Below are 13,427 nucleotides of genomic sequence, written 5' to 3' on the forward strand. Positions count from 1 at the left end.
CCCGGCCAGTCACAAGCGCGTCAAAGACCCGCGGCGGTCCGACGAACGATGTCGATCCGGGCCGAATTGGGCGGATGGGTCCCCAGAAACCGGTCACCTGGGTCGGGAATACGTGTAAAGAATGCCGCACCGCGCACCGGATCGTAACCCGCCCGTGCGGTGATGACCGTGCCCAGCGCGTCGGCCTCCAATTCGTGATCCTTGGAAAACCGGCGCGCACCGACGCCCGCGCTTATCCGGCTGATCTCCTGCGCCGTCGTGGCATTGGCACCTGCGACGCTGGCGATCAACCCGCCGACCAGCGCACCGGTCGTCGCGGCTTCACGCTGACGGGCGATATGCTCTTCAATATGGTGCGCCGATTCGTGACCAATGACGAAGGCTATCTCGTCCGCGTTGCGCGCATCCGCGATCAAGGCTTGCGTAAACGTCAGGACGGGGCGCCCCGACCGGTCCAGCGACTGAAATGCGTTTGGCGGCGCATTGCGATTGGGATCGACCAAGATCTTGAAATCGCAATTCAGGTTGGGCGCGCGACGTCGGCACAGGCTTTCAGCAACCGGTTCGACCCGCCGCACTGCGGTCGCGAAATTCGCGCTTGCAGTCGAGTTGGACAGGCGCGCTGGCTCTCCTGCGGCCGTCGGCGGCGGGACGGACTGACCCGAAGACGTGGGTGCCGGCTCCACGACCACGCAGGCCGACAAAAGGGCCGCAGTGGCGAGGGCAATGATGGGTGACCGCATGGAATTTTCCTGATCGTTCGATACTCTGACGTTGTTATAGCCCCCGGGACACGGATGTCAGTGCCTTGTGCGCCGGCCGCCCCCAATTGCGGAGATTTGCCATTGTTCTCGATCGAGCATGATTTCGACGCCACGGTCATCACTCTTGTGGACGAAGGTGAGGACGACCGACCGCCCGCCGAAGACGTCGTCGTTGCCGCATTCGAGGATTGCGTGACCCTCACGCAGCCCGACCCACGCGATGGAACCCCCGTCAGCGTAACGCTGACGATGGGGCAATTGCAGGATCTGGCGACGGCCCTGAACCTTCCCGAGGGCGTCTATCGTCGGTGAAAAACTAACTAGGAAACGCGGCGCCTCAGGCCGCGAGCCCCTTGGATCCCATGCCGAGGAACTTGGTCCTGCGCGCGGCACGAATGTCATCGGTTGACTTGCCATCGAATTCGCTCAGCATCGCCGAAAGCGCCGCGCCGACTTTCGCGATCGTCGCGGCCCGGTCACGGTGGGCCCCACCCATCGGTTCTTCCACGATGCGGTCGATCACCGACAGCTTGAACAGATCCTGCGCGGTGAGGCGAAGGGCTTCTGCCGCTTCGCGCATCTTTTCCGCGTCTTTCCAAAGAATCGAGGCACAGCCTTCAGGAGAGATTACGGAATAGATCGAATGTTCCAGCATGGCGACGCGGTTGGCCGTCGCAAAGGCCACGGCCCCGCCCGATCCGCCTTCCCCAACGATCAGCGAGACCAACGGCACGCCCAACCGCAGGCACGCTTGCGTTGAACGGGCGATAGCCTCGGACTGGCCGCGTTCTTCCGCGCCCTTGCCGGGATACGCGCCGGGCGTGTCGATCAACGTGATGACCGGCAGGCCGAACCGGTCGGCAAGTTCCATCAGGCGGATCGCCTTGCGATACCCCTCGGGTCGGGCCATGCCAAAGTTTCGCTCGATGCGGGTCCGGGTGTCGTGACCTTTCTCGTGCCCGATCACCATGACCGCTCGTCCGTCCAGACGGGCCAGCCCGCCCATGACTGCGTGATCGTCCGCAAAGTTCCGATCCCCGGCCAGCGGCGTCCAGTCGGTGAACAGCGCCTCGATGTAATCCTTGCAGTGGGGCCGGTCGGCATGACGGGCAACCTGCGCCTTCTGCCAAGGCGTCAGTCCCCGGTAGAGGTTCGCGAGCATTTCGCGCGCCTTCGCGTCCAACTGCTTGGCCTCCTTTTCGACGTCGACCTTTTCGTCGGCCCGGGCAATGGCGCGCAATTCCTCGGCCTTACCCTCAATCTCCGAAAGGGGCTTCTCAAAATCCAGGTATTGCGTCATCTCGATGTCCCCACGTCAGTTCGCACCGATATGACGCTCCTGCTCCGGCGATGCAACATCGCCGGAACCACGGGTTGGCCGCTCTAACGGGGCAACCCGGCCCGGCAACCGCCAAAATCAGGATGGTTTGGCGCATGACGAAAGCAACACCAGCAAATGGTGCCATTGGATCATCGCCCCGGCGCAGCAGCCCACCAGTTGTTGCGATCAACGGCAGATGGCGGCGAGCCAAATAACCGATACCGCCATCGCGCCCGGTTCTGGAGCGGCCCGTCAAAACCAAGGCCCTTGCACGTCATCACGTGCCGAAATCTGCGTCCCGCAACTTGTTAAGCGTCGAGAAGAGATCGCCGCCATGCCCGACGAACTGGCCCTTGGACAGCCACACCTGCCGATCCAGCCAAGTCCGTCCGACGGGCGCGCGCTGTGAACGGCCCCGACTTTATTGCAGGGTCTGGCAAGACTGTCCCTGACGAATCGGACAGAATCCGTCCTGGCCCAGCCGACGACACCCCCTACCGGCATGATGAACGCCAGGCGGTTGTGCAAAATCTTGATCGCGTGGTGATCGTCATCGTTCCCCAAGAGGCGGGCCAGCGCCCCTAGAAAGCGGATCGGCACAACCACGATCGACGCCCCATCGCGCAACGATCCGGTTGCCGCGGCCTGCGTCAGGGACCAATCAAGTGCCCCACGCCCCATCAGGCGATTTCCTAGCGTGAAGTCCGTGTTTCGGGTCAGCGTCTTTTCTCGCTCGAACTGCCGCCGCTCCCGGTTCAGAAGTGTGCCGACAAGGAAGACAGGAGCCAGGTTCATCAGCACGAGCACAGGTAAGGCTTGCCGTACCAACATCAGATTGGCACGGTCGAACGGCAAGAACACAATCGCCCACGTACGAACCGAAATCGCGAGACCGAGCAAAGCGAGCGAAAGCCCCCGGCGATTGGTCCCGTGTGTCACGTATATCTAGGTCGGGCCGATCCCCCCGGACGTGACAAGGCTACAATCCCCGCCAAGGTGCCGACGCCACCGATCCCAAGGCGGGTGAGCAGTGCGATCAAGAAACAGGGAAGCAAGCCGCGCGCGCCCAGAAACGCCACAGCAAGAACGATTGGCACTTTTTGCCTATCTACGAGCACGCCGGGATGGGGCTCGACGGGTTTGTGCATCTGCACGAACGTCACGGAGCCCGAAGAGCCCCCCCGAACATGCCCGAAGAACCGTTTATCAGGGAGCAGTCGATGTTTATCAGGCAGCAGTCGATAAAGCCCGCCATAGACCGCAGCCAACATCCCCAAGATCGAAAGCGAACCGGAAAGTTGATGACCGTGCAACGTCCAACATCTCAGAACTTCCCACCCATGCAAACTGGCTTTGAAGAAGAGGCCTCAATCGGAGGCTAAGTCTGCGGTCTGAAACGATTCAATTGCCGACAATCATCTCCGACTGACGCACGATGACCTCGGCCTGCTTGATCGAAGCGATGTCGACCAAGCGCCCTTTGTAGACGGTGGCACCAGCACCGGCCGCCTTGGCATCTTCCATCGCAGACAGGATTTCACGTGCCTCGGCGACCTTGTCGTCCGAAGGCGTGAAGACTTCGTTGGCAAGCGCGATCTGTTTGGGGTGAATGGCCCATTTTCCGACCATGCCCAACACCGCAGACCGGCGGGCCTGCGCGCGGTAACCTTCGTCATCGCTGAAATCACCGAATGGGCCGTCCACAGGCAGGACCCCGTGAGTCCGACAGGCGGCGACGATGGCTGCCTGCGCCCAGTGCCACGGGTCGGACCAATTCCGCTCCCCTGCTCCGGTCAGCATGTAGTAATCCTCCTGCGTGCCGCCGATCCCGGTCGTCTGCATTCCCATGGAGGCCGCGAAATCCGCCGCACCCAACGACATGGCCACCAGTCGGGGTGACGAGGCGGCGATCTCCTCGACATGAGCCAGCCCAGCCGCGCTCTCGATAATGACTTCGAAAGTTACTTTCCTGGACCGGCCCTTCGCCGTCTCGATCGCCGTGACCAGCGCATCCACCGCATAGATATCGGCAGCACAGCCCACCTTCGGGATCATGATCTGGTCCAGCCGGTCACCCGCCTGCTCCAACAGGTCGACAACGTCGCGGTACCAAAACGGGGTGTCGAGGCCATTGATCCGAACCGACAGGACCTTCTTGCCCCAGTTCACCGCGCCGATCGCCTCGATCACGTTGGCCCGCGCGGCGTCCTTGTCCGAGGGGGCGACCGAATCCTCAAGGTCGAGGTTGATGACATCCGCCGCCGAGGCCGCCATCTTTTCGAATAGCTTGGTGTTGGAGCCAGGCCCAAACAGCTGACAGCGATTCGGGCGCGCGACGGGTGTAGGCTGCAGGCGGAAGCTCATTGAATTCTCCGGGTCATAAAGTTGCGCAACGCAATTGGCTGATCGCTACAATGTGTCCCATGGATGTGCAACCGCTGCACTGCGGCATCTGGCGGTTTTCGCCTTAGGCAAGCGTCGTCATCAGGTAGAGGCCATAGCCAGTCAGCAGAACAGAACCACCGATACGCCCAAGACTACCGCGCAGCGCCAACACCAGGAACAGGACAACCGCACCGACCATAACCGGCAGGTCGATCTGCGCAAAACGAGGACCGATCGCCATCGGGGCCACCAGGCCGGTGACACCCAGAATTCCCAGCAGGTTGAATATATTTGACCCCAGGACGTTTCCCAATGCAACGTCGCCGCGGCCCTTCCACGCGGCAATCGCGCTGGTCGCCAGTTCCGGCAACGATGTGCCGACAGCCACGATCGTCAGGCCGATCACCGCTTCGGAGACGCCCATGCCCCGCGCCAGGCCGGTCGCGCCGCGCACCAGCGACTCGGCCCCCGCCAGCACGCCGATAAATCCAAGCAGCAGGAAGACAACGGCTCGGGTCAGGGATAGACCGCACTTCTCCTCCGCTGTCTCTACCCGACCGGTGCGTAATTGCCAGATAAGCCAGGCGGCGAAACCCAGCAGGAAGACAATGGCCCCCGTGCGGTCCACCCCGGCGGAAAACGCGATCACGACCGCGCCAACAACGGAAACCGCCAGCAGGACAAGACCGTCACTGCGCCACGTGGCCCGGTCGACTGATATGGGACGCAACACCGCCGCGATCCCGAGAATAAGCAGGACGTTCGCCGTATTCGACCCGACCACGTTGCCCATTGCCAAGCCGGGGGCACCGGACATCGCCGCCCGAAGCGATGTCAAAAGCTCCGGCAGGGACGTTCCCATCCCAACCAGCGTCACACCGATCACCAGCGGTGACAGACCCCATCGCTGCGCCAGCGCAACGGCCCCGGACACCAACGCGCCGCCGCCCGCAACCAATGCGAGCAGGCCAAGGCCCACAAACCAGATATCCATCCCAGAAAGATCCCCGCGCCAAAATGATCGATTCCGGTCAGGCGTATCCCGGATCCCCGGTAGATCGGGTGGCCAGCATCCCGGAACAAGCGCCCTGCGTTGCCTGCATGAAAAAGTATGCGAAGTCTTGCGTCTGCCAGCGAAAAGTCGCGACGGGGGTCAGTCCGTCATTGCTCCAGGTACGCCTCCAGCAGGGCAAGCGTTTCCTGTGCGTCCCAGTCCGCCTCCCCGATCAACTGCGCCAAAATGCGGCCATCGCGGTCCAGAATGAACGTATGCGGCAGCCCGCGCACCCCCAACCCACGCGCCATTTCAGACGCCGGATCGATATGCAGCGGCAGGCTGGTTATGCCCGTGTCGGCCCAGAATTTCTCCATCGCGACCGGGTTGTGGCGTCCAAAGGCCACGGTCACAACCTCCAGGTCCCGATCCCCCATTGCCTCCTGAAGCGCCTGAAGCGACGGCATTTCCTCCCGGCAGGGTGCGCACCAGGTCGCCCAGAAGTTCAGGACGACGACCTGACCGTGATACATCGACAGATCTGCCAACTGACCATCCGCACCTACGAAGGTCGTGATCGCCGGGGTATAGGCCTCCAGTGGCTCCATCTTGGCCATCGTGCCGGTGAACAGACCCGGCTCCACCTCGGCAAGGGCGGGGGTGGCGAGCGCGAAGGCCAGGCCGTATAGGGTCGGGACAAGTTTACGCAGCAAGAGGCACTCCATGTCGACGTCGTCCGAATCCAGCTCGAACAAGATGTGGGGCGGCCGTTTTGCGGAAGGCCCGGATGCGATCATGGAGGCGATCAACGCCTCGATCGGATTCGACCGTCGCATGGCCAAGCAGGACATCGAAGGAAGCCGGGCCCACGCCGCGATGCTGGCCGCGCAGGGTATCATTACCGATACGGATGCAAAGGCGATCCGGGAAGGCCTTCTCACGGTCTTGTCAGAAATCGAAGACGGGACGTTCAACTTCTCGACCGCGTTGGAGGATATCCACATGAACGTGGAGGCCCGCCTGACCGAGATCGTCGGCCCCGCCGCAGGTCGATTGCATACGGCGCGGTCGCGCAACGACCAGGTGGCGCTCGATTTTCGCATGTGGGTGCGCGATCAATGCGACGCGGCGATCGACGCCCTGCCCCGCCTGATGCAGGCGCTGGTCGCACAGGCCGAGATCGGGGCCGACTGGGTAATGCCCGGCTTTACCCACCTGCAAACCGCGCAGCCCGTCACCTGGGGCCACCACATGCTGGCCTATACCGAGATGTTCGCCCGCGATCTGTCCCGGTTCCGGGATGCCCGCACACGCATGAACGAATGCCCGTTGGGCACCGCCGCACTGGCCGGTACCGGCTTCCCGATCGACCGGGACATGACGGCCCGGACTCTCGGCTTCGACCGGCCCGCCGCCAACTCGCTCGACGCGGTGTCGGATCGGGATTTCGCGCTGGAATTTCTTTCGGCCGCATCAATCTGCGCGATGCACCTGTCACGGCTGGCGGAGGAGTTGGTGATCTGGTCCTCGGCGCAGTTCCGCTTTGTTCGCCTGTCGGACCGCTGGTCCACCGGCTCCAGCATCATGCCGCAAAAGCGCAACCCCGACGCGGCCGAACTTCTGCGCGCCAAGATCGGGCGCATCTTCGGGGCGCAGACGGCCCTGTTGATGGTGATGAAAGGCCTGCCGCTGACCTATTCCAAGGACATGCAGGAGGACAAGGAACAGGTGTTCGACGCCGCCGACTCCCTGATGCTGGCGCTGGCCGCGATGACCGGAATGGTCGGCGACATGGCGGGCCAGAAGGACAACCTGGAGGCCGCCGCCTCCTCGGGTTTCTCGACGGCGACCGACTTGGCCGACTGGCTCGTGCGCGAGGCCGGATTGCCATTCCGCGATGCGCACCATGCCACCGGCGCGCTGGTCAAGATGGCCGAGGATGCAGGGATCGACTTGCCGGATTTGACACTGGCGCAGATGCAATCGGTCAGCGACCAGATCACCGCAGGCGTCTTCGACGTCCTGGGTGTGCATAATTCCGTCGCATCCCGTACGTCCTACGGCGGCACGGCCCCCGCCAACGTCCGCGCGCAGGTCGCCCGCTGGAAGGAGACACTCGCATGATCCGAATACTGCCCGTCATTCTGCTGCTGGCCGCCTGTGGCGTCGAGGGCGCGCCCGTGCCCCCGTCAGAGGCCGAGGCCGAAGCGGCGGCACAGACGGGTGTATCCCTTTCCGGCAGCGTCGAAATGGGCATCAGTCGCACCTTCTGAGCCGTGTCGGCAGGCCCGGTGCCCTGAGACGCGGATGCAATACTTCGTTGCGTCACGCGTCGGATGGGTCCGCACCCATTGCGCCCGTGCGCGCCGATGATACTCTCGTCAACAACCAGAGCATCGGGCGGAAACCGACGCCCGACAGGAGAATACCCATGGAAAAGTTTCCCATGACGCCGCGGGGCCTGACAGCCCTGCAGAAGGAACTGAAACAGCTAAAGTCGGTGGAACGCCCGGCGATCATCCGCGCCATCGCGGAGGCGCGCGAACATGGCGACCTGTCGGAGAACGCCGAATACCACTCAGCGCGCGAAAAACAGTCTTTCATCGAAGGCCGCATCAAGGAGCTTGAGGGCCTGATCTCGCTGGCCGACGTGATCGATCCGGCGAAGATGTCGGGCTCCATCAAGTTCGGCGCGACCGTGACCCTGATTGACGAGGACACCGAGGAAGAAAAAACCTACCAGATCGTGGGCGAGCAGGAGGCTGATATCGAAAATGGCCTGCTTAACATCAAGTCGCCGCTGGCCCGCGCACTGATCGGCAAGGAGGAGGGCGACTCGGTCGAGGTGCGCACCCCCGGCGGAACCCGCGACTATGAAGTCGCAAAAGTCGATTACAAGTAGCCCGGTGCCCGCCCCAGTCCGCCCCCCCCAAGGCACCGGTCGCCTATCCGCCCCCCTCCGCGACGTGGAGGCACCGGCCAAGGGCAGCCGGCTGCATCTGCGCCCAGCACAATCGCGGCCCATTCAACCCGTGGACAACGGTACGTCCGTTGGATCCGGTGGCTTCATGGGCCGTATTTCCTCCTCGGGCCTGACGTTGATCGAAATCGGGGCGCTCGTTTTCACGCTGATTTGGCTGGGGGTGGTGGTTTGGTTCTTCCTGGGCCTGCCCGAAGACCAGTCGCGGACAACACTGGGCAATTCGATGGGCTTGGTGACCACGATTCTGGGCGCGTTTCTGCCTCTGGCCCTTGTCTGGGTCGCCGCATCGGCCGCGCGCACGGCACAGACGATGCGCGACGAAAGCGCCCGCATGCGTGCCGCGATGGAGACGATGCGCGCCACCTACATCTCCAACCTGCAACAGAACAGCGACGCCCTGAAGCGCGATATCGACGCGCGCCTGGAACAAGTGAGCCACGCGCAGGCTGTACTCGGCGCGGAACTTGCCGCGCTGCAAAAGCCGGAGACCTCCGCGGAACTTGCTGCACCTGCCCGGCCCCCCCTCGTTCTCCCCCAGCAACCGGCACTGGCGCTGGAAACCGAACCCGAAGCCGACCCGCTCCCGACCGAAGACTTCATCCGCGCATTGAACTTTCCCGAGAACGAGCGCGACCAGGAAGGCTTCGACGTGCTGCGCCGCGCGCTCAAGCATCACGATACCGCCCGCCTCGTGACCGCGGCACAGGATCTGCTGACGCTTTTGGCGCAAGATGGCATCTATATGGACGACCTGAGCGTGCACCGCGCCGACCCCGTGCTCTGGCGCGCATTCGCCGACGGCACCCACGGCGCGGATGTGGCGGCCCTGGGCGGCATCCGCGATCGGTCCTCCCTGGCGCTGACATCGGGACGCATGAAGGATGATCCCGTTTTCCGCGATGCGATCCACCACTTCCTGCGAACCTTCGATCAGGTCTTCGCAGGCTTTGCGGCTACGGCGACCGACGGGGAACTGACGGCTTTCGCGAACACCCGAACGGCGCGTGCTTTTATGCTCTGTGCGCGTGTGGCGGGCACGTTCGACTGAGACAGCTGCGCGACATCGCGCAGACCCTGCGCGATCACCACAGTTTATGCACACGTCACGCTCCTTATTTTGTTCGCAAGGTAATCAAATGCGGAGATCCCCATGGGACAGCTCATCGACGGCACATGGCACGACACCTGGTATGATACCAAATCTTCGGGCGGCAAGTTCGTTCGATCAACTGCCGGTTTCCGCAACTGGGTGACGCCTGATGGCGCGGCCGGGCCGACCGGCGAAGGCGGCTTCAAGGCTGAAGCGGGGCGATATCACCTCTATGTCTCACTGGCTTGCCCTTGGGCGCATCGGTCCCTGATTTTTCGCAAACTCAAGGGGCTGGAGGATGTGATCGACATCTCCGTGGTCCATCCGGACATGCTGAATGACGGCTGGACGTTTGAGACCGACGACCACGGTGCCACCGGTGACAAGCTGTTCGGCCTGCCCTTCATGCGCGACATCTATACCCGCGCGAAACCCGACGTTTCGGGCCGGGTGACGGTGCCCGTTCTGTGGGACAAGGAGCAGGGCATGATCGTCTCCAACGAATCCTCCGAGATCATACGCATGTTCAACTCGGCCTTCGACGGGCTGACCGGCGATCGGCAGGATTTCTATCCCGAAGACATGCGCTCCGAAATCGACCGAATCAACGCCCGCGTTTATGACGAGGTGAACAACGGCGTATACAAATCTGGTTTCGCCACCACCCAAGAGGCCTATGACGATGCCGTCACTACCCTGTTCGACGCATTGGAGTGGCTGGAGGACCTGCTGGGCCAGCGTCGTTATCTTGCGGGGGAACGCCTGACCGAAGCTGACTGGCGGCTCTTCACCACGATGGTGCGCTTCGACCCGGTCTATCACCTGCACTTCAAGTGCAACCGCAAACGTCTGATCGATTACCCCAATCTCTGGGGCCATACGCGGGAGCTGTTCCAGGTGCCCGGCGTCGCCGAAACGGTGGGGATGGAACACATCGTGCGGCACTATCACTACAGCCACGATACGATAAACCCGAACCGGATCATTCCGATCAACCCGATTATCGACTGGTTCGCCCCGCACGGGCGCGGTTCAAAATCACCCGCCAGCGCAGCCTGACCTGGCGTCAGGCGGGCGTAAGACGCCGACCTGCATGGAACGCGACAAGCGCCATCAGATCGCCGGTCGGTATCTGATCGGAGACCAGTGCCGCGGCGTTGCCCACGTGAGCGAACAGCGATCCGTCAGCCATCAGGTTGCCGCCGCGCAACAGAATGACGCGTGTGTCAGGGCGGCGATAGTTGCAGAAATCGGCGACAGCCAGCGGGCTGCCGTCTTTTAAGGTCAGGTCGATCAGGACGACGGCCGGATCGGCCTCGCAAATCCGCAGGGCCGCTCCATGCTGATCTGCGGCTCGAAGCATTTCTATCCCCTCCCGCGACAGGGTCTTGCGCGCCATGTCATAGTCATTCTTTGTCTCGAAGCACTGGCCGACGACCAGCACGATGGGCTCGGGACGGATCATCATGTTGCCTTTCGCAAGAACCCCGTAGGAGCCCCCTCCCGCGTCCAACCAAGCGCCAAAATCCTAATAAATTCTAAATTTCGGCACGCAGCTCAAGCGCCTGCGGTTTTCCACCGATTGCCCCTCGGGGGGTGTCGGTCTATCGCTTGGACAGACCAGATCTATCCCCGGCGGAGGCCCGATGACCACCACGATCACCATCTGCGACACCTGCAAGCGCGACGATTGGGACAGCACGACCGGTGCAACCGACGGGGAAAGGCTGGCCACCCTGATCGAAGCCGCCGCTGACATGACCGAGGGTGTGATGACGCGGCGGCATTCGTGCCTGATGGGGTGCTCAAATGCGTGCAACGTGACGCTTCAGGCGCAGGGCAAGATGTCCTATACGCTGGGCCGGTTCGACGCGACCGAGGAGGCCGCGCAGGGCATCGTCGACTACGCGACCAAACATGCCGCCACCGAAACCGGCGTCGTGCCGTACCGGGAATGGCCGGTGCCGATCAAGGGCCACTTCGTGACCCGTCACCCGCCACTGGCCGACTGACGCGATGGCCGCGCGCGATCATGGGGGCGGTATAGACGCTGCGCGCGCCCGCTGGGGCGGGGCCCTGGACGACTGGCTGGACCTGTCGACGGGCATCAACCCGGTGCCCTACCCGCTGCCCTCCATCACGATGCGCGATTGGACGGCCCTGCCCGACCGCGATGCGCAATCCGCACTGCTGGATGCTGCCCGTGCTTTTTGGCGCGTACCTGACGGGGCCGAAATCCTGGCTGTGCACGGGGCATCGGCCCTGATCGCCCGCCTGCCGGTCATCGCGCCGCCCGGTCCGGTGGATATTCCCGCACCAACCTACAACGAGTACGCGGCGGCCTTCCGCGCGGCGGGCCGCGACATCGGCCCCGGCGGCGCGACCCGGGTCCTGGTGCACCCCAACAACCCCGATGGACGCCTCTGGTCGCGGGGCGATGTGACGCCCGGCCTGACCGTCATCGACGAAAGTTTCGGCGACGTCACGCCGGACCGGACGATGGAAAGCCTCGCGCGGGAAAAGCATGTCATCGTGCTCAAGAGTTTCGGCAAGTTCTGGGGCCTCGCCGGTCTGCGCCTCGGCTTTGCGATCGGTCACACCGACACGCTCGCCCCGCTGCGCGAAGCGATGGGCCCATGGTCCGTCAGCGGACCGGCCCTGCGCGTCGGAACGCTGGCCCTGACCGACCGGGAATGGGCTGTCGAAACCCGAATACGGCTGGCCGCAGATGCCCGTCGCCTCGACAGGTTGATGGAACCGCATGGCCGCCTCGTTGGCGGCACCGACCTGTTTCGCCTGTATGACGTCACCTACGCCGCCGCGATGCAGGACCGATTGGGACAAGCCCGCATCTGGAGCCGTATCTTCCCTTATTCCGACCGCTGGTTGCGGCTGGGCCTGCCACATCCAGATCGCTGGCCCCAACTGGAGGAGGCACTGGGATGATTCTGCCCTTCGCCATGATCCTGGATGCCGTACTGGGCGAACCCGACTGGCTCTGGTCACGGGTCAAACACCCCGCCGTCGTCATTGGCAATGCTATCGCCGCACTGGACGTTCGGTTCAACAACGGCCCCCTCCGCCGCGCCAAGGGTATCGCACTGATTGTCGCACTGGTCGCGGTCGCACTGGTGGTCGGTCGGGTCATCGCGTGGATCCCTGATTTCGGTTTGTTGGAAATCATCTTTGCCGCGATCTTGCTAGCGCAGCGCAGCCTGGTCGATCACGTCCGCGCCGTGGCCGATGCCCTGCGCCGGTCGCTGCCGGACGGGCGCGCTGCTGTCGCTATGATCGTGGGCCGCGATACGGCCGCGATGGACACGCCACGGGTGTCCCGCGCCGCAATCGAAAGCGCGGCCGAAAATCTGTCCGACGGTGTCATCGCGCCCGCATTCTGGTTCGCCATCGGCGGCCTGCCCGCGATGCTGGCCTACAAGGTGGTCAGCACGGCGGACAGCATGATCGGCTACCGCACCAAACGGTACGAGGCTTTCGGCTGGGGCGCGGCAAGGTTGGACGATGTGCTCAACTGGGTCCCTGCACGGCTGACGGCCCTGCTGATACTGGCGACGCATTTCGCGTTGTACCACTGGCACCGCGTGCCCAACGATGCGCGCCAGCACCGCTCTCCGAACGCCGGCTGGCCCGAAGCGGCGATCGCGCCCCTGCTGGACCTGTCGCTTGCCGGGCCGCGCTCCTACGACGGGCAGATGACCGACTTCCAATGGGTGAACCCCATGGGTCGCAAGGACGCGGGACCGGACGATATCGACCGGGCCTGCGGTGTCCTCTGGCGGACCTGGTTCGGGGCGCTGCTGTTGGCGGTCGTGATCGACATGTTGCCCCTACTGCTTGCCGGTCTTGCCGCAGTTTTCCTGTTCTGAAAGGAC

General features: G+C 63.5%; 16 protein-coding genes. 9 read left to right on the forward strand and 7 right to left on the reverse strand.

The window, feature by feature from the left end; genetic code table 11:
• Positions 1–20: 20 nt before the first annotated feature.
• On the reverse strand, positions 21–743 hold the full coding sequence (locus BLV27_RS03475; RefSeq protein ID WP_092642463.1) for a M48 family metallopeptidase: 723 nt from the start codon (positions 741–743) through the stop codon (positions 21–23).
• 102 nt (positions 744–845) lie between these two features.
• On the opposite strand from BLV27_RS03475, the gene BLV27_RS03480 reads away from it, so the two are divergent.
• Positions 846–1,076 (forward strand): hypothetical protein, encoded by a 231-nt coding sequence (locus BLV27_RS03480; protein WP_092642466.1) that lies wholly within the window; start codon positions 846–848, stop codon positions 1,074–1,076.
• A gap of 25 nt (positions 1,077–1,101) precedes the next feature.
• On the opposite strand, the gene BLV27_RS03485 is transcribed toward BLV27_RS03480, so the two are convergent.
• The 5 genes from BLV27_RS03485 to BLV27_RS03510 form a co-directional block, all read right to left on the reverse strand.
• Positions 1,102–2,064, reverse strand: a complete 963-nt coding sequence (locus BLV27_RS03485) for an acetyl-CoA carboxylase carboxyltransferase subunit alpha (RefSeq protein ID WP_092642469.1) — start codon at positions 2,062–2,064, stop codon at positions 1,102–1,104.
• Positions 2,065–2,337: 273 nt separating this feature from the next.
• The gene (locus tag BLV27_RS03490) at positions 2,338–2,940 is read right to left on the reverse strand and encodes a hypothetical protein (RefSeq protein WP_170831338.1); all 603 of its coding nucleotides are present in this window, start codon (positions 2,938–2,940) and stop codon (positions 2,338–2,340) included.
• A 546-nt stretch (positions 2,941–3,486) separates the two neighbouring features.
• The gene (locus BLV27_RS03500) at positions 3,487–4,449 is read right to left on the reverse strand and encodes an L-malyl-CoA/beta-methylmalyl-CoA lyase (protein ID WP_092642477.1); all 963 of its coding nucleotides are present in this window, start codon (positions 4,447–4,449) and stop codon (positions 3,487–3,489) included.
• A gap of 103 nt (positions 4,450–4,552) precedes the next feature.
• Positions 4,553–5,464, reverse strand: coding sequence for a calcium/sodium antiporter (locus BLV27_RS03505; protein WP_092642480.1), 912 nt, complete (start codon positions 5,462–5,464; stop codon positions 4,553–4,555).
• A gap of 167 nt (positions 5,465–5,631) precedes the next feature.
• Positions 5,632–6,177, reverse strand: coding sequence for a TlpA family protein disulfide reductase (locus BLV27_RS03510; RefSeq protein WP_170831339.1), 546 nt, complete (start codon positions 6,175–6,177; stop codon positions 5,632–5,634).
• 10 nt (positions 6,178–6,187) lie between these two features.
• Here BLV27_RS03510 and argH point away from each other — a divergent pair, with 10 nt between their 5' ends.
• The 5 genes from argH to BLV27_RS03530 all read left to right on the forward strand — a co-directional run bounded on the left by argH (position 6,188) and on the right by BLV27_RS03530 (position 10,596).
• Positions 6,188–7,588, forward strand: a complete 1,401-nt coding sequence (argH, locus tag BLV27_RS03515) for an argininosuccinate lyase (protein ID WP_092642485.1) — start codon at positions 6,188–6,190, stop codon at positions 7,586–7,588.
• Positions 7,585–7,737, forward strand: coding sequence for an argininosuccinate lyase (locus BLV27_RS18990; protein WP_139176547.1), 153 nt, complete (start codon positions 7,585–7,587; stop codon positions 7,735–7,737). Before argH ends, BLV27_RS18990 begins: the two co-directional genes overlap by 4 nt.
• A 158-nt stretch (positions 7,738–7,895) precedes the next feature.
• Positions 7,896–8,366 (forward strand): transcription elongation factor GreA, encoded by a 471-nt coding sequence (gene greA, locus BLV27_RS03520; RefSeq protein ID WP_092642488.1) that lies wholly within the window; start codon positions 7,896–7,898, stop codon positions 8,364–8,366.
• 166 nt (positions 8,367–8,532) lie between these two features.
• Positions 8,533–9,495: a hypothetical protein gene (locus BLV27_RS03525; RefSeq protein WP_092642982.1), complete on the forward strand. Its 963-nt coding sequence runs from the start codon at positions 8,533–8,535 to the stop codon at positions 9,493–9,495.
• A 102-nt stretch (positions 9,496–9,597) separates the two neighbouring features.
• Positions 9,598–10,596, forward strand: a complete 999-nt coding sequence (locus BLV27_RS03530) for a glutathione S-transferase family protein (protein ID WP_092642491.1) — start codon at positions 9,598–9,600, stop codon at positions 10,594–10,596.
• Between the two features lie 7 nt (positions 10,597–10,603).
• Here BLV27_RS03530 and BLV27_RS03535 read toward each other — a convergent pair whose 3' ends face one another.
• Positions 10,604–11,002 (reverse strand): hypothetical protein, encoded by a 399-nt coding sequence (locus BLV27_RS03535; RefSeq protein WP_139176548.1) that lies wholly within the window; start codon positions 11,000–11,002, stop codon positions 10,604–10,606.
• Between the two features lie 181 nt (positions 11,003–11,183).
• Here BLV27_RS03535 and BLV27_RS03540 point away from each other — a divergent pair, with 181 nt between their 5' ends.
• From BLV27_RS03540 to cbiB, 3 genes are read left to right on the forward strand one after another with little or no spacing between them, the layout of a single operon-like run.
• On the forward strand, positions 11,184–11,549 hold the full coding sequence (locus BLV27_RS03540) for a DUF1636 family protein (RefSeq protein ID WP_092642497.1): 366 nt from the start codon (positions 11,184–11,186) through the stop codon (positions 11,547–11,549).
• A gap of 4 nt (positions 11,550–11,553) precedes the next feature.
• A complete protein-coding gene (locus BLV27_RS03545) occupies positions 11,554–12,483 on the forward strand; it encodes a threonine-phosphate decarboxylase (RefSeq protein ID WP_092642500.1) in 930 nt (309 codons plus the stop codon).
• Positions 12,480–13,421 carry an adenosylcobinamide-phosphate synthase CbiB gene (gene cbiB, locus BLV27_RS03550; protein ID WP_092642503.1) on the forward strand — a complete coding sequence of 314 codons (942 nt, stop codon included), beginning with the start codon at positions 12,480–12,482 and terminating at the stop codon, positions 13,419–13,421. The genes BLV27_RS03545 and cbiB overlap by 4 nt, the downstream gene beginning before the upstream one ends.
• The last annotated feature ends 6 nt before the right edge of the window (positions 13,422–13,427 follow it).

The sequence above is a fragment of the Jannaschia faecimaris genome (assembly GCF_900107415.1).
GTDB lineage: Bacteria > Pseudomonadota > Alphaproteobacteria > Rhodobacterales > Rhodobacteraceae > Jannaschia > Jannaschia faecimaris.

What these genes read in the sequence shown, in the direction of transcription:
- BLV27_RS03545 (WP_092642500.1), top strand. Translation starts at nt 11,554, where the DNA reads ATGGCCGCGCGCGATCATGGGGGCGGTATAGACGCTGCGCGCGCCCGC.
- BLV27_RS03535 (WP_139176548.1), bottom strand. Translation starts at nt 11,002, where the DNA reads ATGATCCGTCCCGAGCCCATCGTGCTGGTCGTCGGCCAGTGCTTCGAG.
- BLV27_RS03500 (WP_092642477.1), bottom strand. Translation starts at nt 4,449, where the DNA reads ATGAGCTTCCGCCTGCAGCCTACACCCGTCGCGCGCCCGAATCGCTGT.
- greA (WP_092642488.1), top strand. Translation starts at nt 7,896, where the DNA reads ATGGAAAAGTTTCCCATGACGCCGCGGGGCCTGACAGCCCTGCAGAAG.
- cbiB (WP_092642503.1), top strand. Translation starts at nt 12,480, where the DNA reads ATGATTCTGCCCTTCGCCATGATCCTGGATGCCGTACTGGGCGAACCC.
- BLV27_RS03485 (WP_092642469.1), bottom strand. Translation starts at nt 2,064, where the DNA reads ATGACGCAATACCTGGATTTTGAGAAGCCCCTTTCGGAGATTGAGGGT.
- BLV27_RS18990 (WP_139176547.1), top strand. Translation starts at nt 7,585, where the DNA reads ATGATCCGAATACTGCCCGTCATTCTGCTGCTGGCCGCCTGTGGCGTC.
- BLV27_RS03540 (WP_092642497.1), top strand. Translation starts at nt 11,184, where the DNA reads ATGACCACCACGATCACCATCTGCGACACCTGCAAGCGCGACGATTGG.
- BLV27_RS03505 (WP_092642480.1), bottom strand. Translation starts at nt 5,464, where the DNA reads ATGGATATCTGGTTTGTGGGCCTTGGCCTGCTCGCATTGGTTGCGGGC.
- BLV27_RS03525 (WP_092642982.1), top strand. Translation starts at nt 8,533, where the DNA reads ATGGGCCGTATTTCCTCCTCGGGCCTGACGTTGATCGAAATCGGGGCG.
- argH (WP_092642485.1), top strand. Translation starts at nt 6,188, where the DNA reads ATGTCGACGTCGTCCGAATCCAGCTCGAACAAGATGTGGGGCGGCCGT.
- BLV27_RS03475 (WP_092642463.1), bottom strand. Translation starts at nt 743, where the DNA reads ATGCGGTCACCCATCATTGCCCTCGCCACTGCGGCCCTTTTGTCGGCC.
- BLV27_RS03530 (WP_092642491.1), top strand. Translation starts at nt 9,598, where the DNA reads ATGGGACAGCTCATCGACGGCACATGGCACGACACCTGGTATGATACC.